Source organism: Streptomyces typhae, from assembly GCF_009755605.1.
Taxonomy (GTDB): Bacteria; Actinomycetota; Actinomycetes; order Streptomycetales; family Streptomycetaceae; genus Streptomyces; species Streptomyces typhae.
Genome location: NZ_WPNZ01000017.1, coordinates 132,572 through 152,129, shown reverse-complemented (window position 1 = coordinate 152,129; position 19,558 = coordinate 132,572). Strand labels below are relative to the sequence as shown.

Genomic DNA, 19,558 nt, shown 5'->3' with positions numbered 1-19,558 from the left:
CAGCGCGGATGATCTCCACTCGTTCGGGGCAGCGCCCCGGCAGCCAGGACGGGGCGGGACATCACGTGTTTCCGTGATTCGCCGGCGCGCCCGCGGCGGCTACGTTCGCAGCGCCGCACCGGGCGCTACCCCCACGGAGGAAGCAGATGATGGACCGCAGGAGATTCCTGGCGCTGGGCGGGCTCACCGCGGTGGGCGCCCTGGGCTCTGCCCCGCTGGTGGCCTCGGCGACGGCCGCCAGGGCCCCCGGCCCGGCCCGCGGCCGCCCCCACTGGGAGGCGCTGCGGCGCTCCGTGGACGGCGCCGTGCTGCTGCCCGGGGACGAGGGCTACGAGGCCGCGCACGGCACCTACATCAAGCGGTACGACGGGATCCGGCCCGCGGCCGTCGTCCGGCCGCGGCACGCCGAGGACATCGCCGAGACGGTGCGGTTCGCCCGCCGCTTCGGGGTGCGGCCGGTGGCACGCTCCGGCGGGCACAGCTTCGGCGGCTTCTCCACCGGCAAGGGCATCGTCGTGGACCTGTCCGCGATGAGCGCCACCACCCTCGCCGGCGGGCGGGCGCGGGTGGCCTCGGGCGCCAGACTCGTCGACATGCAGGACGCGTTGCTGTCCCGGGGAGTGACCATCAGCGGCGGCATGTGCCCGACCGTGGGCATCGCCGGGCTCACGCTCGGCGGCGGCTTCGGCATGGCGGGCCGCAAGCACGGACTGACCTCGGACCGGCTCACCGCGATACGGGTGGTCCTCGCCGACGGCAGGATCCTGCTGTGCGACCGCCACCACCACCCGGAGCTGTTCTGGGCGCTGCGCGGCGGCGGCGCGGGCAGCTTCGGCTTCGTCAGCGACTTCGAGTTCGAGACGTTCCCGGCCGGCCGGCCCACCGTGTTCGAGCTGCACTTCCCGTGGGCCCAAGCCGTCGACGTGCTGCCCGCCTGGCAGCGGTGGGCGCCCGAGGCGCCCGAGGACCTGAGCGCGGGCATGTTCGTGCGCACACCGGACCCTGCCGTCGAACCGCAGCTCTACGCCTTCGGCCAGTGGTCGGGCCCGGCCGCCGGGCTCGAGCGCCAACTCGACCGCTTCACCGCGCTGGTGGGGCGCGAGCCGGTCAGGGTGGTCAAGAAGACCGTGCCGTACCTGGACAGCGTGATGCACTGGGCGGGCTGCTCCGACTTCTCCGTCTCGCAGTGCCACGGCGAGGGCCAGACCCCCGACGGCAAGCTGCACCGCTTCGAGTACGCGCTGACCAAGTCCAGCTTCTTCACCCGGGTGATGAGCCGGGACGCGGTACGGACACTGATGGACCGGTTCACCGCCGCCGGGCCCGGCGCCCAGCTGCGCGGTCTGGAGTTCCACGCCTTCGGCGGCGCCTACAACCGGCCGCACCCGGGGACGACGGCGTTCGTGCACCGCCGGCAGCGGTTCCTGCTGCAGTACCTCGCGCAGGTGCCGGTGGACTCCCCCGCCGCGCACAAGGAGGGCGTCACGCGGTGGGCCCGGGGCCTGCACTCCGCGATGCTGCCCTGGGCGTCCCGCCAGGCGTACCAGAACTACACCGACCCGGAGCTGAAGGGGTGGCGGTCCGCCTACTACGGCAGCAACTACGGGCGGCTCGTGCGGGCCAAGCACCGCTACGACCCCGGGCGGTTCTTCGACCACCCGCACGCGATCGGCCGCTGAGCACCCCCTCCCGCGGGCGCCGTGTGCCGGAGGGGGGCACGCGGCGCCCGCGGGAGGGGACCTCAGGGGCGGAAGCCGCCCCTCGCCCGCATCGTGACGACCTCGCCGTGGGTGCCGTACGGCAGCACCCGCTGTTCGTACGGCGACTCGTCGAAGGTGACGAGCAGCCAGTCGTGCGCGGTGCCCGGGACCGGGAAGACCTGCGGGAAGGGGGTGCCCGACGGGTAGGGGGCGTCGAGGGTGCCGCGGGGGCGCAGATGCCGGTCCAGGAGGGGGTAGGCGGCCCGTGCCCGGTCGCTGACCAGCAGGTGGGGGCGGCCGTCGAGGTGCTGCCAGCGGCAGCCCTCCGTCTGCGGGGGCCCGGCCTGCGCGGGCAGGCGGGTGAGGGCGTCCGCGTAGTCGCCCCCGGGTGCCGCGGCGGCCAGGACCGGGCCGAAGGTCAGCTTCTCGTGGTCGGTGACGTCCACGTACGCCCACAGCCACCGCCCCCGGTCGCGGATCAGCGCCGGGTCCCAGGCGCTGCGGGTGAAGGGCACATCGAGCGGGCGGTCCCGCAGGACGTGGACGCCGCGCAGGAGGTCCGCCCGGGTGCTCAGGTGGTAGGGCCGTACTCCGGGCGCGGGCAGGTCGCCGCCGACGGTGACCACGATGAAGCGCTCGCGCGCGCCGTCGTACACGATCTGGCCGCCGTGGTCGCCGAAGAGCAGTCCCTCGCGGGTGAAGAAGAGCTTGGCGACCGCCTCCAGGCGGTCCGGGTGTGCCGGGTCCATCGCGAAGACGCCGGTGTGTGCCTGCTGGGAGAAGCCGGCGCCCGCGCAGCCCGCGGTGAGGAACACCCGGCCCTCGCGCGTGTAGGGCTCTCCCTCGGCGGTGCGGACCAGATGCAGGTCGCGCAGGCCGAGCTGGCCGAAGTGCCCGGCGCGCACCCGCCGGATCGTGGCTCCGGTGCCGCGGTGGGCGTACCGGAGTGTGTTCAGGAGGTCGGGGCGGCGCGGGTCGAGCAGTGCGGCGGCCGCGCCCTGGTCGGTGAGCAGGGGGCGCCAGGGCATGCCGGGGGTGCCGGGGGCGGCGAAGGCGGTGACGGTGCGGCCGGTCACGGTGAAGGCGAGCCGGCAGGGGGCTTGAAGGCGGACCGTCGCGCGGGCGGTCGTGGTGGTGGCGGCGGGGGTGGTGACCTCGATGCTGAGGGTGCCGCCGGCGGGGGTGTGCGCGTGGTGGCGCACCCGCAGTGCCCGGTCTCCGGCCGTGTTCTGCAGGCCGCAGGTCACGGTGGCGCCGGGCGCCAGGGCGGCGATGTCCACCACGACGGTGGCGAAAGGCGCGGCCGGGCCCGCCGGGGCGAGCTGGTGCGCGGGCGCGGTGGTGCGCGCACCGGTGTCGTGCTGCACGAACGCCGTGGGCAGCAGGTCCAGGGGGCGGTAGCGGTGGGCGGGGGTGAAGTGCGGCCCCACCGGTGCGCCGGGGCCCCTCGCGCGGGCGGGCGCCGTGCCGCGGGCCGCGAGCAGGGCGGCGGCGAGCGAGCCGAGGACTGCGCGGCGGCTGAGCCGGTGCCGGCGGGCGGTCACGCGGTGGCTCCCCGGTCCTCGCCGGGTGCCGCCGCAGGCTCGGGGACACCGGGCAGCAGCGGGGGCACGGCGGGGAGTTCGGGCGCGGCGTCGATGGCCTCGGGGGTCAGGCGGTGCTCCGCGGGGAAGTGTTCCGCGCTGGTCCGTGCCGGGGCTTCGGTGCTGCGCCAGGCGTACCAGCAGCGCGGGCACTGCCGTACCTCCCACACGGCGGCGCCGCCCTCGGGTGCGGCGGTGACGGTCTCGGCGTGGTCGTACAGGCAGCGTGGGCACGTCATGGTGCGGCTCCTGTGGATGGTCGGGGTCCCTGGGCCCAGGACGTCAGCCGCGTCAGCCATTCCTGGGTCCGGGGCGCGTCGGTCACCGCCGTGGTGTGCCGGCCGCGGTGGTCCGGCGGCACGGGCGTGGTCGCGTCCAGGACGATCTTGCCGCTGATGCCGGTGGGCGACGAGGACGGGTCCAGGGGCAGGACGGGCATGCCGGGCAGGTGGATCACGTCCTGGGACGGGTTGAACTTGGTGGACAGCGCCCACATCACCTGCGGCAGGTCGAAGGGGTCCACGTTCTCGTCGACCACGACGACCACCTTGCAGTAGCCCAGGCCGTGCGGGGTGGTGGTCAGCCGCAGGCCGACCGCGCGGGCGAAGCCGCCGACGCGGGAGCGGGTCGAGACGATGGCGACCAGGCCGTGGGTGTACATCGCGTTGACGGCGACGACCTCGGGGAACTCCGCGCGCAGCTGCCGCAGCAGCGGCACACAGGTGGCCGGGCCCATCAGGTAGTCGATCTCGGTCCACGGCAGGCCGAGGTAGAGGTGTTCGAAGATCGGGTCGGTGCGGTGGGAGATCCGGTCGATCCGGATGACGGGCATCCTGCGGCCCCCGGAGTAGTGGCCGGTGAACTCCCCGAAGGGGCCCTCGATCTCGCGTACCCGGGACTCGATGACGCCTTCCATCAGGACCTCGCAGCCCCAGGGCACGTCCAGGCCCGTCAGCGGGGCGCGGGCGAGCGGTGCGGGGGTGCCGCGCAGTGCCCCGGCCAGTTCGTACTCCGACTCCTCGTAGGCCATGGGGGTGGCGGCGACCAGGGAGATCACCGGGTCGTTGCCCAGGGCGACGGCGACGGGCAGGTCCTGGCCGCGTTCCTCGGCGGCGCGCAGGTGGCGGGCGATGTCGTGGATGGAGCCCGGCTGGATGCCCAGCCGGCGCCGGCCCTTGCACTGCAGGCGGTAGATGCCGACGTTCTGCTTGCCGAAGTGGTCGGGGTCCTCGGGGTCGCGGGTGACGACGGCGGCCTTGTCGACGTAGAAGCCGCCGTCGTGCGCGTTGAGGCGGAACAGCGGCAGGACCCGGTAGAGGTCGATGTCCTCGCCGAGCAGCGTGTGGGCGAGGAAGGGCGGGCCGGGGCGGTGTTCGGCCGGGAGCGGGAAGGAGTCCCAGCGGCGGCTGAACTCGGCGACCTGCTCGCGTACCCCGGTCGTGGGCGGCAGGTCCAGGGCCAGGGCGTGGTTGGCCCAGGAGCCGTGCACGTTGAGCGCGACGCGGCCCGCGGCGTAGCCGGTGACGCTCTCGAAGCACAGGGCGGGGGCCCGCGGGCCCATCCGGGCCGCGGCGGTGGCGGCGGCGGCCAGGTCCGGTTCGGGGGCGGCCGGCTCCGTGATCCGCAGCAACTGGCCGTGTTCGTCCAGGGCTTCGAGGTAGCCGCGCAGGTCGTCGTACGGCACTGGTCGCCTTTCGTCGGGTGGGGTGCTTCCGCGGGTGTACGGGGGTGCTTCTGCTGCGGGCGGGGTCAGGAGGTGGCGCGCAGCCGGGCCGCGCGCATGCCCTCCCAGCGGGGCGCGGGGGTGTCCAGGCCGAACTGGTCCAGGATCCGCGCGACCAGATGGTCCACCAGGTCGTCGATGGTGTGCGGCCGGTGGTAGAAGGCGGGCACGGGAGGCATCACGACGGCGCCCATCCGGGTCAGGGTCAGGAGGTTCTCCAGGTGGATCTGGTTCAGGGGGGTCTCGCGCGGTACGAGGACCAGGCGGCGGCGTTCCTTGAGGGTGACGTCGGCGGCGCGGGCGATCAGGCCTTCGCTGTAGCCGGTCCTGATCGCGGCGAGGGTCTTCATGCTGCACGGGGTGATCGCCATGCCGTCGGTGCGGAACGAGCCGCTGGCCAGGGTGGCGCCCAGGTCGTCGGCGGCGTGGCTCACGTCGGCGAGCGCGGCGGCCTCGGCCGCCGTCCACGGCGTCTCCAGGCTGATGGTGGTGCGGGCCCAGCGGCTCATCACGACATGGGTCTCGACGCCGGGGTGCGCGGCGAGGGCTTGCAGGAGCCGGATGCCGTAGAGGGCGCCGGTGGCCCCGGTGATGCCGACGACGATCCGGCGGCGCCGCCCGGACCCCCGGGCGGCCTCGGCGCACGGGTCAGCAGCCATGTCCGGCCCCTCTCACCGCTCCCGCTCCGCAGGCGGGTCCGGGGGCGGTGCGCAGGGCCTGCACCACGTCGGCGGTGAAGGGGGTGGCCGCGCAGCGTTCGCGGGCGTACTCCAGGGCCAGGGCGTGGAAGGCGGGCGTGAAGTCGGCGACGGCGTCGGCGACCAGGAAGGGCTGGACGTCGCAGGTGAACGCGTCGACCGCGGTCATCAGACAGCCGATGTGCGCGTACACACCGCAGATGACCAGCTGGTCGCGCCCCAGGCGGACGAGGCGTTCCTTCAGGTCGGTGCGGGCGAAGGCGCTGTAGCGCCACTTGGTCAGGACGGCTTCGCCCTCGCGGGGCGCCACCTCGGGCGGGATCTCCCGGTGGGCGGGGTCGCCGGTCATACCGGGGCCCCAGATGTCGTGCAGGAGTCCGCGCTGCGCACGGGTCATGTCGCCGGGCTGGGCGGTGTAGAGGACGGGGACGCCCGCCTCACGGGCGGCGTCGACGATCTGCGCGGTGTGGTCCAGGAGTTGGTGCAGGGGGGCGACGCCGGGGGCGAAGAAGCCGAGGAAGTAGCGTTGCATGTCGTGGACGAGCAGCGCCGCGCGGTCCGGGGCGGGCCGCCACATCTCGTTCAGGTCGGCCGGGTCTTTCGGGGTCCGCCGGGAGGGGTGCGCTGCGGCGGGCATCGGGTAGGTCACGTCGGCGGGTATCCGCACCGCGAGTCCTCCTCAGGCATAGGAAAAAGGGGGGCGAGGGCCGGGCCGGGTTCAGCGGCCGAGCGCGGCGCCGCCGTCCACGTACAGGTCGTGCATGGTGATGTGGGACGCCGCGGAGGAGACCAGGAACAGCACGGCGTCGGCGATGTTCTGCGGCGCGGCGATCCGGCCCAGCGGGATGCCCACGCGGTAGGCGCCCGGGTCCCCGTGGAGGGTGGCGCTCTCGCCCTGCGGGTCGTGCCACAAGTCGTGCAGCATGGGGGTGTGCGTGGAGCCGGGCGCGACGATGTTGCAGCGCACTCCGTACGCGGCCAGTTCGAGGCCGAGGGTCTTGGTGAACGAGGTCGCCGCGGCCTTCGACGCGCCGTAGGCGGCCATCTGCGAGCGCGGTACGGAGGCGGCGTTGGAGGTGACGGTGACGATGGCGCCGCCGCGCCGCCGCGCCATGCGGCGCCCGACCGCCCGGGACATGTGGAACACGCCGGCCGTGTTCACCGCGAACGTCTCCGTCCAGTCCTCGTCGCTGAGGCTGAGGGCGGGGGCGGCCCGCATCACTCCGGCCACGTTGGCGAGCACCTCGATGGGGCCGAGCTCGTCCTCGATCCGGGCGACGGCGGCGTCGACGGCGGTGCTGCTTGTGACGTCGAGCGGGTGGGCGTGGGCGCGGCCGCCCGCTTCGCGGACGTCCTCGACCAGGGCGGTGAGGGGTCCGGTGGCGGCGTCGGCCGCGGCCACGCGCAGCCCGTGGGCGGCGAGTGTGCGTACGACGGCGGCGCCGATGCCGCCGGCCGCGCCGGTGACGAGCGCGACGGCCCCCTGCCCGGCCTGCCCGCTCTGTGCGCCCGGCTCTTGCCGCGCTTGCCGCGCGGGGGGTGCGGCGGGCTGGGCCGTGGGGTCTGGGGTGTGCCGGGTGTCCGGGGCGTGCCGGGTGTCCTTGCCTGTCATCGGGTCCTCCCCCGTGTGTGGGCCGGCCTGCGGCCGGTGTTCAGGCCCAGGTGTTCAACAAGCGGCGTGCCTGTTCCGGGTTGAGCCGCGGGTCGCACAGCGTCGTGTAGCGCTCGCCGAGCTGGTCCTCGCGGTGCACGGGGCCGCCCACGCACTCGGTCACCTCGTCGGCCGCCACCTCCAGGTGGACGCCGCCCGCGTGCTGGCCCTGCCGGTCCAGGACGGTGCGGAAGGCCGCGGCCTCGGCGATCAGGTCGGGCAGGTAGCGGGTCTTGCGGCCGCCGGCGGCCCGTACGGTGTTGCCGTGCATCGGGTCGCACAGCCACACCACCGGATGCCCCGCCCGCCGCACGGCCGCCACGAGGGGCGGCAGCGTCCGGGCGATGCGGGCGCGGCCCATCCGCACGATGAGGGTGAGCCGTCCCGGGGTGCGGTCGGGGTCCAGGACCCGGCACAGCAGCAGCACGTCGTCGGGGGTGGCGGTGGGGCCGATCTTGCAGGCCACGGGGTTGGCGACGGAGGCCAGGAGCGCCACGTGCGGGGAGCCGGGGCCGCGGGTGCGTTCGCCCACCCAGGGCAGGTGGGTGGAGGTGAGCAGGGGCGGGCCGGTGCCGGGGGTGCTGCGGACGAGTGCGGCCTCGTAGTCCCGTATCAGGGCTTCGTGGCTGGCCCAGGGGCCGTCCACGCCGGTGTGCGGTTGGCGCTGCTCGCGCAGGGCGTGGAAGACGTGTGCGCTGGCGTCGTAGGCCCGCAGCATGCGCCGCGGGTCGGGGCGGCGGGCTGTGGGGGTCGCCTCCTCGGAGTTGACCATGTGGCCGCGGAAGGCGGGCAGTTCACGGCCGCCGACGCGTTCGGTGGGCCGGGAGCGCGGTTTGGCGAACTGTCCTGCCATCCGGCCGATGCGCACCACTTCGCGACCGGAGCCGCGCTGGAGGTGGTCGCCCAGCGCGACCAGGACGGCGACGCGGTGGGCGGCCCGGTCCGGGTCGCACTCGGCCAGGCTCTCCGCGCAGTCCCCGGCCTGCAGCACCAGGCGCTCGCCGCGGGCGACGGAGGCGAGCGCGGCGCGCAGCCGCCGGGTTTCGGTGGCGTCGACCAGCGGGGGTGCCGCGGCCAGGCGGGCGATGACGCCCGGCAGGGCCGGGTGGTGGCTCCAGTGGGGTTCCTGGCCGGGTCCTTCGGCGCCGCCGTGCGGTGCCGGGGTGGTGGTCAGGAGGGCCGCCGGTGCTGCCGGGTGGCCCGCGGTGCCGCTCATGCGCTCCTCCGTGCGGGGTGGGTGGCGGGTGCGGGGCGCCCGGTCAGGGCGCTGCGGGTGAGGTGGGCGATCAGGTCGATGCCGTTCCTGGTGAGCACCGACTCGGGGTGGAACTGGGCCGAGGTGTAGCCGGGGCCGTGCAGGCCGTGGACGTCGCCGGTCCGCGGGTCGCGGGAGACGAGGACCTCGCTCGCGCGGGGGCCGGGGACGCGGCCGGTGTCGGCGTAGGCGGCGAAGGAGTTGTAGAAGCCGACGTGTTCCCTGCGTCCGAAGAAGTCGATCTCGCGTTGCAGTCCCTGGTGGGGCACGGGCCGTGCCCGCAGGCGCAGGCCCAGCGTGCGGGCGAGGATCTGGTGTCCCAGGCAGACGGCGACGAAGGCGGTCGGCCCGTTCAGGAGTTTCTCGGTCACCAGGCGCAGGGTGCGGATGCGCGGGTCGGCGTCGTTGCGGGGGTCGCCGGGTCCGGGTCCGAGGACGACGAGGTCGGGGGCGGCCCGGGTGAGGCGGGTGGCGGCCCGGTGGTGTGCGAGGACGGTGGTGCGGGCGCCGAGTGCGCGCAGTTGGACGGCGAGCATGCCGGTGAAGGTGTCCTCGGCGTCCACGACCAGGGTGTCCACGCCGAGCAGCGGGAGGGCGGGCGGCGGGCCGGTGCCGGTGGCCGCGGTCCGCTCCGCCAGCCAGAAGCCGGCCAGCGGCCTGTTGCGCCGCTTCAGTGCCTCGCGCACCCGGGGGGCGGCGGACAGCGCGGAGGCGCCGGGGCCCGGTGCGGGGTGCGGCGGTGCCGCGGGGTGCGGCGGCGGCTGTTCCCCGGCCAGGCGCAGCCCTGCCGCCTGGAGCAGTCCCGCGGCCTTGGCGCGTGTCTCCGCGGCCTCCGAGGCCGGGTCGGAGTGGCGTACCAGGGTGGCGCCGACGCTCAGGGTCAGGGCGCCGGTGGCATCGAGTGCGGCGGTGCGGATGAGGATGGCGGAGTCCAGGGCGGGGCGGCCGTGGCGGTCGGTGTCGATGAGGGCGGCCACCCCGCTGTAGTAGCCGCGGCTGTCCTTCTCGTGCCGGGTGATGACGCGGCAGGCGTTCTCCAGGGGGCTGCCGGTCACGGTGGGCGCGAACATCGTGGCCCGCAGGATGTCCACCGGGTCCCGGTCGCTGTCGCCCTCCAGGAGGTACTCGGTGTGGGTCAGGTGGGCCATCGTCTTCAGGTAGGGGCCGCGCAGCCGGGCACCGTGCTCGCACACTCCGGCCATCATCTTGAGTTCCTCGTCGACGACCATGGACAGTTCGTCGGTCTCCTTGGGGTCGGCGAGGAAGGCGACCAGGCCGTCCTCGTCGGCCCCCGCGGGCGGGTGCCGGTAGGTGCCGCTGATGGGGTTCATCACCGCGCGGCCGCCGTCCAGGCTGACGTGCCGCTCGGGGCTGGCGCCGACGAAGGTGCGGTCCCCGGTGTGCACCACGAACGTCCAGTAGGCGCCGGGCTGGCGTGCCAGGCGGGCGAACATGGCCAGGGCCGTGCGGTGGGGCGCGCCGGGGAGCTGGGCGCTCAGGGTGCGGCGGATGACGAAGTTGGCGCCGGCGCCGGTGGTGATCTCCTCGTCGACGACACGGCGCACGACGTCGGTGTACGCGGTGTCGTCGAGGTCGAAGGCGGCCTCGGCCCGGCCCGGGGGCAGGGTGTCCAGGACCGCGAGGACGTCCGGGGCGCGGACCCGGACGCGTTCTTCGGCGTGCAGGGCCAGGACGGGTTCCTCGCCGTCGTGGCAGGCGAAGCCGCGCTCGGCGATCTGGCGGAAGGGCAGCAGGGCCAGGACGGCCCGCGCGGCCGGGGCGGCGGCCGGAGCCGAGGCTGCGGCCGGAGCCGGGGCTGCGGCCGGGACCGGGGCTGCGGCCGGGGTGCGGTGGCCGGTCGGTCCCCTCAACTCCCCCAGTTCCCGGAGTTCGTGTACGGGCCCGCGCAGCAGCTCCATGGTGTGCCTGCCGTGTGCGGCGGGCCGCCACAGCAGGGCGAAGGGGCCGGGGTGCGGCCCGATGAGGCGTTCGATCGCCGCCGTGGTGGCACGGTCGGCGGGTGCGGAGCCGGTGGTGGCGGATGGTTCTCCCACGTTCTTCCCTCCAGCGTGAGGAGGCCCCCTGTCCGTCGTGCGGCCGGGCCGGCCGCGGTCAAAGGACCACGCGCGGCGCGCTGTCAGGGGCGCCGCGGTGCGGTCAGCCTCTCCCGGGGCCCGGCGGGGGCACATCACGTGTTCTCGGGATCGGCGGGGGTGTGGTGTTCCAGGACCGCCCGGGTGAGTTCCACCCGGTTGTTGACGGAGAACTTCGCGAAGCACTGGCGCAGGTGGCTGTCGACGGTGTGCGGGGACAGGAAGAGCCGCTTGGCGACCTCGCGGTTGGTGAGCCCCTGGGCGACGAGCATGCCCACGCGGCGCTCGGACTCGGTCAAGGAGCCCCAGCCGGGTACCGGCGTCTGGTCCTTGGTGCTCGCGGGCCGCGGCAGTTGCTCCTTTTCCAGGCGGCGGACGCGGCGGGCGTGCAGTTCGGCGCCGGCCTTCTCGTACAGGGACCGGGCCTGGTGCAGCCGGTTCGTGGCGCGCTCCTCCTGGTGGTCGGCGCGCAGCAGCACTCCGGCGCTCTCCAGGGCGGCGGCCAGGGCCAGCGGGCGGGCCGCGAGGCGCTGTTCCCGGTGGGCGAGTTCGGCGACGCGCACGTCGTCGTGCAGCACCGCTTCGGCGTGCAGGGCGGCGCCGTGCAGCGAGCGGACGGCGGGGTGGCGGGCCGCCAGGTCCTGCATCACGGCCACGACGGTGGCCGCCTGGGCGCGGGATCCCGAGCAGCGGGCGAGCCGTACCAGGAGCGCGGCGGCTCCCGGCTCGCGGACCAGGAGTTTGGGGCGGGTGGGCAGGGACCCGTACAGCGGCCGCAGGGTGCGGAAGGCGCCTTCGGGGTCGCCCTCGGCGTCCTGGAGCACGCCGCGCCGCCACAGCAGGTCCTCCAGGCCGCAGTCCAGGGTGTCGAAGGGGCCGAGCGCGGCACACCGCAGGTGGTAGCGGGCGGTGGTCACGTCGCCGCGCAGCAGCGCGAGGTGGCCGAGCAGGGCGAGGGCGGCGGAGCCGACGGGGCTGTGCGGTTCGGCGCAGGCGGCGGCGGTCTCGGCGGACTGAGCCGCCTCCTCCAGGCGGGCGGCGGCGAGTTGCAGGAGGGCGCGCTGGTGGTGCCACATCGGGCGCAGCCAGGTGTCGCCCTGGCGGTCGGCCTGCTGTTCGCCGAGCCGCAGCATGATCTCGGCCTCGGTGAGTTCGTCCTGGGCGACGAGTGCGGGGGCCATCATCAGGTGCGGGTAGTGGTGGGCGGTGTCGCGGCCGCCGAGGTGGGCGAGCTGCATGGCCTGGCAGGCGCGGGAGACCGCTTCGTCCAGGTCGCCCGCGTCCAGGGCGCAGCGGCTGAGGATCATGTCGGCGAGCAGCCGGGTGAGCAGGTCGCCGCTCTGTTCGCCGGTGTGCAGCGCGGTGCGGGCGGTGCGCAGGGCGGCCTCGGGTTCGTGGTCGCACAGGTGGGCCACGCTGCGGGCGGTGAGCAGGCGGGCGCGGTGCAGGGGGGTGAGGGTCTCCTCGTCGAGGAAGCCGATGGCCTGTCCGGTCAGTCCGTCGTTGCGTCCGGTGTAGAGCCAGGCGGAGGCGACGGCGAGCAGGGTGCGTACCTGGGCGGGCCGGTCGGTGGTCGCGTGGTCGCGGCCGTGCAGGACGCTGGCGACCAGGGCGCGGGCCTCCTCGTGGTGGCCGACGGTGGCAAGGAGGCGTACGGAGCCGGTGACGGCCTTGGTGGAGTGGCTGGTGCGCTCGATGAAGGCGAAGAGGCGGCCTGCGGTGTCCTCGCCGGGGCGGCTGCCGAGGGTGATGTGGCGGGCGATCTCGTCGGCGGGGCCCTCGTCGCACTGCAGCAGGGCGGCGGCCTCGCGGTGCAGGGCGGTGCGGGTGGCTTCGGGCAGGTTCTCGTACACGGCGTCGCGGATCAGCGGGTAGCAGAAGTCGATGCCCTGTTTCCGTTCCACCAGGACGCCTTTGGCCAGGGCCTCGTCCACGGCGGCGGCGACCTGCATGGTGCGCCAGCCCAGCAGGGCCTTGGCTTCGTGCAGGCTGCACGGGCGGTCGAAGACGGCCAGGGCGGGCACCAGCCAACGGGCCTCTCCGGACAGGTCGTCGATGCGCAGGGCCACCGCGTCGCGGACCCGCCGGGGCAGTTCGTCGCTGCGCAGTCCGGCGCGTCCGGCGCGGACGCGCACCAGGTCCTCGTCCGCGAGCGCGTCGAGCAGCAGCCACACCAGGCCGGGGGCGCCGCCGCAGCGGTTCAGGAGTTGCAGGAGGCGGGGTTCCATGGCGGCGCCGAAGGCGCCGGCGCCCATGCCCTCCACGGCCGCGGCGTCCACGGGCCGCAGGCGCAGCCGGGTGGCGTGCCGGGAGGCGATCTCCTCCAGGGCGGCGCTCGCGGCGCTGACCTCGCGGCCGGTGCGGCGGGCGACGAGCCACAGGACGGGCAGGTGGGCGGTGTCGCGGATCAGCTCGAGCAGGAGCCGGGCGGTGGTCGCCGACAGGCGTTCGGCGGTGTCGACCGGGATCAGGACCGGGCGGACGCGGCTGTTGAGTTCGTGGATGCGTGCGCGCGCGTTGTCGGCGGCGACGAGGGCCTCGCCCGGGGCGGTGCGCAGCCCGAGCCGCGCGGCCTCGCTGCGGGCGAAGGCGAGCAGGTGGCTCTTTCCGATGCCCTCGGGGCCTTCCGTCATGAGGCAGCCGCCGGTACCGTCGCGTAACTGCTCCAAGAGGCGGCACACATGGGCTGCTTCGGCGTGCCGTCCCGGGACGGCCGTCTTGCCGGGCACTGTCAGTCCAGTTGAGAACACGTCCCGATCTCCCTCGGATCAATGACGGTGCCGGCCCCGACGCATACCGGCGTACGGCCGCGGGAGCGGCCCGTGCCGCACAGCGTAGGGCGGCGTGTTCCGGCGGGCGGCGGATGCGTGGATGGGAGCAGGTCACGGGTCGTGTGACCACACAGCAGGACCGGGGTCTCCTGATGTGCTGCGAGTCGGCACAGTCGTGGGTTGAATCAGTCGCTGATTCCTGTGTCGCTGTCGGCCACCGACAGCACGGCGCGTCCGCTGCTGATCCACCCCCCGTGGACGTTCCGCATCCGCTCGTCCTCTGCGGATTCCCTGCTGGGGATCGATGCGTACGCGTCGTGGCTGCGGTTGTTCGCATCGCCCAGAAATCCATGGATACATCACTTCGCGCGCGGAAGACAGCTTTCCAAACCCCGCGGGGGACCCGCGGCGTCGCGGTGCGGGCACAGCGGGGATATCCCGTGTTCGCGTGAGGTGGCCGCGGACCCTGCCGTACCAGGCTGACGGTGGCCGACCCGGCCGCGTCCCGCCGACGTGGCCGGCCCGGCCACGTCCTGTCGACGCCGGTGCGAGCGGCACCGGCTCCCCTTCTTCCTTTCCTCCAGGAGGCAGCCGGTGCGCCGTCGTTGTCTGCTCGGCACCGCGGCGGGGCTCGCCGTGTCGGGCTCCGTCCCCGCGTGGGCGGGGTCCGCCGCGGCGGTGCCGCCCGGCCCGGCCGCGGGGGCGGGCTCCGCCCCCGTCGTGGTGACCACGGCGGGAGCGGTGCGGGGGGTGCGGGAGGACGGCGTCGCGGTGTTCCGGGGGGTGCCCTATGCCCGGCCGCCGGTGGGTCCGCTGCGCTTCGCGCCGCCCCTGCCGCCGCAGCCGTGGCCGGGGGTGCGCGAGGCGGTCGCGTTCGCGCCGCCGTTCGTGTCCCCCAGCGCCCGCGACGGCAGTGAGGACGCCCTCTACGCCAACGTGTGGAGCCCGGACACCGCCGGGCGCAGCCCCGTGCTGGTCTATGTGCACGGCGGCGCCTGGCGGCACAACTCCGCCACCCGTCCCACCTATGACGGCGCTCGCCTGGCACACCGCGGCGATCTTGTCGTGGTCACCTTCAACTACCGGCTCGGCTGCTTCGGCTGGGGCCTGCACGAGGGGTTCGGCGCGGGCGACGCGGCGGCCAACTGGGGGCTGCAGGACCAGGCCGCGCTGCTGCGCTGGGTGCACGACAACGCCCCCGCCTTCGGCGGCGACCCGGACCGGATCGTGGTGTGCGGCACCTCGGCGGGCGGCTCCAGCGCCTGGCAGCTCGCCCTGCACCCGCGCACCCGCCCCCTGATCAGCCGCCTCGTGCCCATCAGCACCGCCCATGTGTGGACCCCGCTGGCCGGCTTGACCCCCGCCGACTCGCGCACCACCTACGAGGGGGTGGCGCGGCGTCTGGGCACCACGGTGGGCGGCCTGCGCGAACGGGGCGCCCTGGAGGTCCTGGACGCCTGGGAGGAGCGGTTCGCGGGCGCGCCCGGACAGCGGCCGGTGGCCAGCGGGCGGTTCTTCCGAGGGCCCGTGCCGGACGGGCGGTGGATGCGCGGATACGACCACCGGCTGCCGACGCCCGACCTGCCCATGCTGGTGATCAACACCAGGACCGAGGGCTCCTTCTTCACCGACCGCACGGCGCCCGCCCCGGCCACCCCCGGCCAACTCCGTTCCATGGCACGCCAGTTCCTGCTGCTGGGCACGGAGGAGGTGCCCGTCGCGCTGCTGGAGGGCGCGCTGGCGGCCTACCGCGACGCCGCGCTCGCCGACGGCCTGCCGCACGACCCTTTCACGCTCTACACCGAGCTGTACGGCGACGGCCTGTTCCGCGGCCAGATCCTGCGGCTCGCCGCCCGCCGCGCCCGCGAGAGCGGACACCCGCTGTACCACATGGACTTCGCCCACCCCGTACGTCCGCCGGGCCACGGCACCCCGCACGAGGCGACGTCGCCGTTCCTCTTCGCCACCCACGGCAGCGCGCAGAACGCGCCGGTGTTCGGGGACGGCCCGCTGGAGCGCGAGGTGGCGGCCGCCTTCATCGACCTGGTGGCGTCCTTCGCGCACACCGGGCGCCCGCAGAGCCCCACCGCACCCGCCTGGCCCCGGTTCACCCCCGCCGAGCCCCGTTCCCTGGTGCTCGGCGGGGACCGGGTGGCGCACGTCGCCACCACGCCCAAGCTGCGCCAACTGCACTTCTGGGACCGGGCGGACTGGCTGCCCCGCACCTGAGCGCGGCCCCGGCCCGCGTCCCGCCATCGCCCCCGGGCACCTCCGGGGCCCCTGTCCCCCGGCCGGCGGCCGGGGCCATCCCGACGAGAGGACCACCATGTCCGACGCACGACACGAGCGCTACCTGGTGATGGGTGCGACCGGCGCCCAGGGCGGCGCGGTGCTGCGGCAGCTGTCCGAGCGGGGCCACAGCGTCGTGGGGATCGCGCGCGGCGCGGACCGGCCGGGCGCGCTGCCGCCCGGAGTCCACCCGCGCCCCGTGGACCTGGGCGATCGCACGGCGCTGCGCCGCTCCTTCGAGGGCGTCTCCCGGGTGGCGGCGAGCCTCCCGCTGGTCTACGACGCCGATCTCGCGGCCTCCTACGCCGACAACCTGGTGTACGCCGCCAAGGTGGCGGGCGTGCGCAGGCTGGTGTTCAACACGAATCTGCCGGTGCCGCCCGAGCCGACCGGCTATCCGGCGTTCGAGACCCGGCGGATCGCCGAGGAGGCGCTGCGGGTCAGCGGCCTGCCGGTGACGGTGCTGCGGCCGCCGCTGTATCTGGACAACCTGTTCGGCCCCGGGCACGCCCCGGCCCTGGTCGACGACGGGGTGCTCGCCTTCCCGCTGCCCGCCGCCCTGCCGGTGAGCTGGATGTCCCTGCACGACATGGCCGCGGTCACGGTCGCCGCGCTGGAGGGCGGCGACGAACTGGTCGGCTCGGCGCTGAAGGTCGGGGGCCCGCAGCCCGTGACCGGGCCGCGCCTCGCGGCCCTCTTCGCGGACGTCCTCGGCCGGGACGTCGCCTTCCACGCCATGGACCCGGCCGACTTCGAGGCCGCCGTCGGCGCGGTCCTCGGCCCCGAGCTCGGCGCGGGCATCGCCGGCGGCTACCACTGGGCCCACGCCTCGGCCACCGACGACACCTTCACCGCCGACGCCGCGGCCGTCGAGAAGCATTTGGGCGTGCAGCTCACACCGCTCGCCCAGTGGATCGCCGCACAGCCCTGGGACCAGTGGGCGCGGTCCTCCGGCTGACCCGGCCGGCCGACGCTCCCGAGGCACGCACCGAGCCGGAGCGCACCCCCGAAGAGGAGGAAACGCAGTGGAACTGAGGACGCTGGGCCGCACCGGAATGCAGGTCAGCCCGCTGTGTCTGGGCACGATGATGTTCGGTGTCTGGGGCAACGCGGACGCCGGTGACGCGGTCGGCGTGATCGAGGCGGCCCTGGACGCCGGGATCAATTTCGTGGACACCGCCGATGTCTACTCCTGGGGCGGCTCGGAGGAGATCGTCGGCAAGGCGGTGGCGCCGCGCAGGGACGAGGTGGTGCTCGCCACCAAGTTCCACTTCCCGATGGGCCAGGGCCCGCACCGCTCCGGCAACTCGCGGCGCTGGCTCACCCGCGCCGTGGAGGACAGCCTGCGCCGCCTGGGCACCGACCGGATCGACCTGTACCAGGTGCACCGGCCCGATCCCGAGACGGAGTTGGAGGAGACCCTGGCCGCGCTCGACGGCCTGGTCACCGCGGGCAAGGTGGTCGCGGTCGGCACCACCACCTTCCCCGCCGAGCAGCTCGTGGAGGCCCAGTGGGCCGCCCGGCGCCGCCACCTGGTGCGGCCGCAGACCGAGCAGGCACCGTACTCGCTGCTCAACCGCGCGGCGGAGGCGGCGGTGTTCCCCACCTGCCAGCGCCACCAGCTGGGCGTGACGACCTGGAGCCCGCTGAGCGAGGGCTGGCTGACCGGCAAGCACCAGGGCGAGATCGACCTGAGCCGGGGCCGCCAGGCCGCCCACCGCGCCACCTTCGACGTGCGCCTGGCCGGCAACCGGCGCAAGCAGCAGACCGTGACCGAACTGGCCGGGCTGGCCGCGGAGGCCGGGCTGACGCTGATGCAGCTGGCCCTCGGTTTCGTCCGCAACCACCCGGCGGTGACCTCGGTCCTGATCGGCCCGCGCACCCGGGAGCAGCTGGAGGGCCTGCTCGCGGCCGCCGACACCGTCCTGGACGCCGGCCTGCTCGACCGGATCGACGCCCTCGTGCCGCCCGGCACGGTGCTCAACCCCGCCGACTCCCACTACACGCCGGAGGCGCTCGCCGATCCGGCGCTGCGGCGCAGGCAGGGCGTCGGCCGCCGCGTCGCCCCGGCCTGGGAGCGCCGCGGGCCCTCCGCCCCGCCGCGGCCCTGACCCGGCGAGGCGCCGGACGGAAGGAGACACCCCCATGGACACGGAGAGGAAACACCCATGGACACCCTGACGGACATCGGCAAGGAGGTCCGCGCGGCGGTCGCCGAGGGGCGGCCCGTGGTCGCCCTGGAGTCCTCGCTCATCGCCCACGGGCCCGGCTACCCGCAGAGCGTGGAGATCGCCCTGGCCCTGGAGAAGGCGGTGCGGGACGCGGGCGCGGTGCCGGCGACCCTGGGGATCGCCGGGGGCCGCTTCGTGGTCGGCATGGACGAGACGACCATCGACCGGTTCGGGCGGGCCAAGGACGTCCCCAAGGTCAGCGCCCGCGACATCGGCCGGGTGCTGGTCGGCGGCGGGCTCGGCGCGACCACCGTGGCCTCCAGCATCGTGATCGCCGAGCGCGCCGGGATCCCGGTGTTCTCCACCGCGGGCATCGGCGGGGTGCACCGCCGCGCCCAGGAGACCTTCGACATCTCCGCCGATCTTCAGCAGTTCACGCGCAGCCGGATGGCGGTGGTGTGCGCGGGGTCCAAGTCGATCCTGGACCTGAAGCTGACCGCCGAGGTGCTGGAGAGCGCCGGGGTGCCGGTGCTCGGCTACCGCACCGACACGCTGCCCGCCTTCTACGTACGCGAGTCGGACGTGCCGGTGCCGCGGGTCGACGACCTGGCCGAGGCGGCGCGGTCGGTGCTGCTGCACTGGAAGGTCAACCAGGTCGGTTCGGTCCTTTTGACCTCGCCGATCGAGGAGCGGGACGCGCTGGACGGCGAGGAGGTCGAGCGGGTCATCACCCGGGCCCTGGCCGAGGCGGACGCGGCGGGCGTGGCCGGCAACGCGATCAGCCCGTTCCTGATGCGCAGCGTCGGCAGGGCCACCGCGGGCCGCGCGGGCGCCGCGACACGCTCCGTCCTGATCAGCAACGCCCGCCTGGCGGGCGAGTTCGCGGTCGCGCTGTCGGCCGTGCGGGAGGAGCACTGACATGGCCGGCACCACCGCGGTACCCGGTCCCGTGCGCCGGGGCGTGATCTTCGACCTGGACGGCACCGTCGCCGACACCGCGCCCGCCATCACCGCTGTCACCGCCGAGATCCTCACCGGGATGGGGCGCTCCCCCGTGGAGTCGGAGATCCGCGCCCGGGTCGGCAGGCCCCTGGACCAGAACTTCGCCGAACTCCTTGGTGTGCCCCCCGGCCATCAGGACGTCACGGCCGCGATGGACCACTACCGCCGGCTGTTCGGGGCCCATGTGCGCTCCCGCGGGCGCGGGCTGCTCTTCCCCGGTGTCGTCTCCGGGCTCCTTCAGCTGCGCGAGGGCGGGCGGAAGCTGGGCATCGCCACCTCCAAGGTGCACGCGGCGGCCGTCAGGACCGTCGAACTCACCGAGATCCGCGACCAGTTCGACGCGATCGCGGGGCACGACAGCGTGCCCCGCGGCAAGCCGCACCCGGACATGGCGTGGAAGGTGGCCAAGGACCTCGGCCTGGCCCCGCGGGAGTGTGTCGTCGTGGGCGACGGGATCGGCGACATCGAGATGGGCGTCGCCGCCGGCATGGCCACCATCGGCGTCAGCTACGGCGTCGCCGGGGCGACGGATCTCCTGGCGGCCGGCGCGGACACCGTCGTCGACTCCTTCGACGCCGTCGTCACGGCGGTGCTGAGCAGTGTTCCGGCCGGCGCGTGAGCG

Annotated in this window: 15 protein-coding genes; 6 read left to right on the top strand and 9 right to left on the bottom strand. The window is 74.9% G+C overall.

Annotated features, from left to right (window positions below):
• Nucleotides 1-146: 146 nt before the first annotated feature.
• Nucleotides 147-1,679 (top strand): FAD-binding oxidoreductase, encoded by a 1,533-nt coding sequence (locus tag GPA10_RS28230; RefSeq protein WP_157167951.1) that lies wholly within the window; start codon nucleotides 147-149, stop codon nucleotides 1,677-1,679.
• A gap of 62 nt (nucleotides 1,680-1,741) precedes the next feature.
• On the opposite strand, the gene GPA10_RS28225 is transcribed toward GPA10_RS28230, so the two are convergent.
• The 9 genes from GPA10_RS28225 to GPA10_RS43800 form a co-directional block, all read right to left on the bottom strand.
• Nucleotides 1,742-3,244, bottom strand: a complete 1,503-nt coding sequence (locus GPA10_RS28225) for a hypothetical protein (protein WP_157167950.1) — start codon at nucleotides 3,242-3,244, stop codon at nucleotides 1,742-1,744.
• A complete protein-coding gene (locus GPA10_RS28220; protein ID WP_058846687.1) occupies nucleotides 3,241-3,522 on the bottom strand; it encodes a non-oxidative hydroxyarylic acid decarboxylases subunit D in 282 nt (93 codons plus the stop codon). The genes GPA10_RS28225 and GPA10_RS28220 overlap by 4 nt, the downstream gene beginning before the upstream one ends.
• The gene (locus GPA10_RS28215) at nucleotides 3,519-4,967 is read right to left on the bottom strand and encodes a non-oxidative hydroxyarylic acid decarboxylases subunit C (protein WP_343041404.1); all 1,449 of its coding nucleotides are present in this window, start codon (nucleotides 4,965-4,967) and stop codon (nucleotides 3,519-3,521) included. The genes GPA10_RS28220 and GPA10_RS28215 overlap by 4 nt, the downstream gene beginning before the upstream one ends.
• A gap of 65 nt (nucleotides 4,968-5,032) precedes the next feature.
• Nucleotides 5,033-5,665: a UbiX family flavin prenyltransferase gene (locus GPA10_RS28210; protein WP_157167949.1), complete on the bottom strand. Its 633-nt coding sequence runs from the start codon at nucleotides 5,663-5,665 to the stop codon at nucleotides 5,033-5,035.
• Nucleotides 5,655-6,371, bottom strand: a complete 717-nt coding sequence (locus tag GPA10_RS28205) for an isochorismatase family protein (protein ID WP_343041403.1) — start codon at nucleotides 6,369-6,371, stop codon at nucleotides 5,655-5,657. Before GPA10_RS28205 ends, GPA10_RS28210 begins: the two co-directional genes overlap by 11 nt.
• A gap of 51 nt (nucleotides 6,372-6,422) precedes the next feature.
• Nucleotides 6,423-7,316: a 2,3-dihydro-2,3-dihydroxybenzoate dehydrogenase gene (locus tag GPA10_RS28200; protein ID WP_157167948.1), complete on the bottom strand. Its 894-nt coding sequence runs from the start codon at nucleotides 7,314-7,316 to the stop codon at nucleotides 6,423-6,425.
• A gap of 40 nt (nucleotides 7,317-7,356) precedes the next feature.
• Entirely contained in the window at nucleotides 7,357-8,571 is a 1,215-nt protein-coding gene (locus GPA10_RS28195) for a 3-deoxy-7-phosphoheptulonate synthase (RefSeq protein ID WP_157167947.1), read from the bottom strand.
• Nucleotides 8,568-10,664, bottom strand: a complete 2,097-nt coding sequence (locus GPA10_RS28190; RefSeq protein WP_343041402.1) for an anthranilate synthase family protein — start codon at nucleotides 10,662-10,664, stop codon at nucleotides 8,568-8,570. The genes GPA10_RS28195 and GPA10_RS28190 overlap by 4 nt, the downstream gene beginning before the upstream one ends.
• A gap of 134 nt (nucleotides 10,665-10,798) precedes the next feature.
• Nucleotides 10,799-13,453 (bottom strand): LuxR C-terminal-related transcriptional regulator, encoded by a 2,655-nt coding sequence (locus GPA10_RS43800; protein ID WP_157167945.1) that lies wholly within the window; start codon nucleotides 13,451-13,453, stop codon nucleotides 10,799-10,801.
• A gap of 615 nt (nucleotides 13,454-14,068) precedes the next feature.
• On the opposite strand from GPA10_RS43800, the gene GPA10_RS28180 reads away from it, so the two are divergent.
• From GPA10_RS28180 to GPA10_RS28160, 5 genes are all read left to right on the top strand, one after another.
• Nucleotides 14,069-15,703 (top strand): carboxylesterase family protein, encoded by a 1,635-nt coding sequence (locus GPA10_RS28180; protein ID WP_157167944.1) that lies wholly within the window; start codon nucleotides 14,069-14,071, stop codon nucleotides 15,701-15,703.
• Nucleotides 15,704-15,800: 97 nt separating this feature from the next.
• On the top strand, nucleotides 15,801-16,721 hold the full coding sequence (locus tag GPA10_RS28175) for an SDR family oxidoreductase (protein ID WP_058846683.1): 921 nt from the start codon (nucleotides 15,801-15,803) through the stop codon (nucleotides 16,719-16,721).
• 67 nt (nucleotides 16,722-16,788) lie between these two features.
• Nucleotides 16,789-17,874, top strand: a complete 1,086-nt coding sequence (locus GPA10_RS28170) for an aldo/keto reductase (protein ID WP_058846682.1) — start codon at nucleotides 16,789-16,791, stop codon at nucleotides 17,872-17,874.
• A gap of 57 nt (nucleotides 17,875-17,931) precedes the next feature.
• Entirely contained in the window at nucleotides 17,932-18,852 is a 921-nt protein-coding gene (locus GPA10_RS28165) for a pseudouridine-5'-phosphate glycosidase (RefSeq protein ID WP_157167943.1), read from the top strand.
• Between the two features lies 1 nt (nucleotide 18,853).
• The gene (locus GPA10_RS28160) at nucleotides 18,854-19,555 is read left to right on the top strand and encodes an HAD family hydrolase (protein WP_157167942.1); all 702 of its coding nucleotides are present in this window, start codon (nucleotides 18,854-18,856) and stop codon (nucleotides 19,553-19,555) included.
• Nucleotides 19,556-19,558 lie beyond the last annotated feature (3 nt).

What these genes read in the sequence shown, in the direction of transcription:
- GPA10_RS28230 (WP_157167951.1), top strand. Translation starts at nt 147, where the DNA reads ATGATGGACCGCAGGAGATTCCTGGCGCTGGGCGGGCTCACCGCGGTG.
- GPA10_RS28220 (WP_058846687.1), bottom strand. Translation starts at nt 3,522, where the DNA reads ATGACGTGCCCACGCTGCCTGTACGACCACGCCGAGACCGTCACCGCC.
- GPA10_RS28210 (WP_157167949.1), bottom strand. Translation starts at nt 5,665, where the DNA reads ATGGCTGCTGACCCGTGCGCCGAGGCCGCCCGGGGGTCCGGGCGGCGC.
- GPA10_RS28200 (WP_157167948.1), bottom strand. Translation starts at nt 7,316, where the DNA reads ATGACAGGCAAGGACACCCGGCACGCCCCGGACACCCGGCACACCCCA.
- GPA10_RS28195 (WP_157167947.1), bottom strand. Translation starts at nt 8,571, where the DNA reads ATGAGCGGCACCGCGGGCCACCCGGCAGCACCGGCGGCCCTCCTGACC.
- GPA10_RS28175 (WP_058846683.1), top strand. Translation starts at nt 15,801, where the DNA reads ATGTCCGACGCACGACACGAGCGCTACCTGGTGATGGGTGCGACCGGC.
- GPA10_RS28165 (WP_157167943.1), top strand. Translation starts at nt 17,932, where the DNA reads ATGGACACCCTGACGGACATCGGCAAGGAGGTCCGCGCGGCGGTCGCC.
- GPA10_RS28160 (WP_157167942.1), top strand. Translation starts at nt 18,854, where the DNA reads ATGGCCGGCACCACCGCGGTACCCGGTCCCGTGCGCCGGGGCGTGATC.